This is a genomic window from Frateuria sp. (assembly GCF_035943815.1).
Lineage (GTDB): Bacteria > Pseudomonadota > Gammaproteobacteria > Xanthomonadales > Rhodanobacteraceae > Frateuria_A.
In genome coordinates this window covers 1-2,513 of sequence record NZ_DASZBU010000016.1, presented here as the reverse complement: position 1 = coordinate 2,513, position 2,513 = coordinate 1, and the positions used below count along the sequence as shown (strand labels likewise).

At 73.1% G+C, this 2,513-nt stretch carries 1 protein-coding gene; it reads left to right on the top strand.

Annotated elements, in window-relative coordinates:
• Window positions 1–2,513: condensation domain-containing protein (locus tag VGU65_RS12875; protein WP_327476346.1), on the top strand; the 2,513-nt coding region annotated here is incomplete at both ends.

Genomic DNA, 2,513 nt, shown 5'->3' with positions numbered 1-2,513 from the left:
TCGGACGAACCGGGCGCGCGGCTGTACCGCACGGGCGACCGCGGCCGCTGGCGCGCGGACGGCACGCTGGAGCACCTGGGCCGGGCCGACTTCCAGATCAAGCTGCGCGGCTTCCGCATCGAACCGGGCGAGATCGAGGCGCAGCTCGCGGCACACCCGTCGGTCACGCAGGCGCTGGTGACCGTACGCGAGGACCGGCCGGGCGATACGCGCCTGGTCGCCTACCTGGTGAGCGATGCGCCGGTGGAGGAGTCGGCGCTGCGTGCCCGCCTGCACGAACACCTGCCGGAATACATGCTGCCGCAACACATCGTGGCGCTGGCGGCATTGCCGCTGCTGCCCAACGGCAAGATCGATCGTGCGCGCCTGCCGGCGCCGATCGTGGCTTCTCCACCAGCTGGCGCGCGCGTCGGGCCACGCGACGAACTGGAGCGCCAGGTCGCGCTGGCGATGGCCGCCGTGCTCGGCGGCCATGAGCCAGGCATAGACGAGAACTTCTTCGAACAAGGCGGCCATTCGCTGTTGGCGGCCCAGCTCATCGCACGGCTCAACCGCGAGCTCGACCTGGCCCTGCCGCTGCGCAGCGTGTTCGAAGCGCCCACCATCGCCCGGCTCGCCGCGGCGATCCGCGGCGCTGGCACCGCGGGTGCGCGGCGGCCCATTCCGCGGCTGGCCGATCGCAGCCGCGCGCCGCTGTCGCTGATGCAGCAGCGGCTGTGGTACCTGGAGCAACTGCATCCAGGCCGCGTGGCCTACCACACGCCATCGGCCCACCGCCTGCGCGGAGCGCTGGACCTGCCGGCATTCGAGCAGGCGCTGTGTGCGATGGTGCGGCGCCAGCCGGTGCTGCGCACGGCGATCGAAACGCTCGATGGCCTCGCGCAGCAGCACATCCATGCCGCGATCGACGTCGAGCTGCCGCTGGAGGACCTCGCCGGGCTTGCGCCGGAGGAGCGCGAGCCTTGGCTGCGCCGGCGCCTCGACGCGCTGATCGCCGAGCCGTTCGACCTGGCCGCGCCGCCGCTCTTCCGCGCGCGCCTGTTCCGGCTCGGCGAGCAGGAGCACGTGTTCTTCTTCATGGCCCATCACATCGTCTGGGACGGCTGGTCCTTCGACCTGCTCTACCAGGAGATGACCGCGCTGTACGAGGCCTTCCGCGCCGGCGGTGCCGATCCGCTCCCGCCCTTGGCCGTGGAATACGCCGACTTCGCCGCCTGGCACCGGGAGTGGATGCAGGGTGAGCCGCTGCAGCGCCAGCTCGCGCACTGGCTGCAACGGCTGGAATCCCCGCCCGAACCGCTGGAGCTGCCGGCCGACCGCGCGCGGCCCTCGCGCATGTCCGGGGCCGGCGGGACCGAGTGGATCGAGCTGCCCGCCGACCGGCTGCAGGCTCTGCACGCGTTCGCGCGCCGCGCCGGGGCGACGCCCTTCATGGTGCTGCTGGCCGCCTACGTAGTGTTGCTGCACCGGCTCGGCGGGCAGCGCGACCTGATCGTCAACACGCCCGTGCGCGGCCGCGACACCGCGGAGCTCGAGCGGGTGATGGGCTTCTTCGTCAACGCGCTGCCGCTGCGCGTGCCGGTCGATCCGCAGGCAGGCTTCCTGGACGTCCTGCGCGCGGTGCGCGCCACGGTGCTCGATGCGTTCGCCTGTCCCGACGTGCCGTTCGAGCACCTGGTCAAGGCGCTCAGGCTGCCGCGCGACGAGAGCCGTCCGCCGCTCGCGCAGGCGATGTTCTCCTACCAGAACGTGAGCGCCCGTCCGCGCCGCTGGGGCGATCTGCAGCACGAGCAGGTGCCGGTGTTCCAGCGCGGCGCGGCCGAGGACCTGGGCCTGTGGTTCATCGAGCAGGAACACCGCCTGCTCGGTGGCCTCACCTACAACGCCGACCTGTTCGAAGCCGCCACGGCCGCGCGCTTCCGCCAGGGCTACGAGACCCTGCTGGAAGCGGCGCTGGCCGACCCGCAGCAGCCCGTCGCGCAGTTGCCGCTGCTGCCGGCGGCCGAATGGGCCAGGCTGAAGCGGTGGAACGCCACCGCAGCGGTGGTGCCCGCATCGTCCATGCAGGGCCAGTTCGAGCGGCAGTGCGAGGCCGCGCCGGAGCGCGCGGCGGTGCGCTGCGGCGCGACGGTGCTGAGCTACGGCGAGCTGGACGCACGCGCCAACCGCATCGCCCATGGCCTGCTGGCGCAGGGCGTGCACGCCGGTGCGCTGGTGGGCATCGCGCTGGAGCGCGGGGTGGACATGCTCGCGGCGGTGCTGGGCACGCTCAAGGCCGGCGCCGGCTACGTGCCGCTGGACCCGGGCTTCCCGGCCGAGCGGCTGGCGTACATGGTGTCCGACGCCGGGCTGGCCGCGCTGCTGACGCAGGACGGTCTGGCGCCGCGCTTCGACCTGCGCGGCCGGCCGGTGATCGCGCTGGATGCGCCGCCGGAGAGCTGGGCAACGCTGCCGGCCACGCGGCCGCCGGTGAGGGTCGATCCGGCCGCGACCGCCTACGTGATCTACACCTC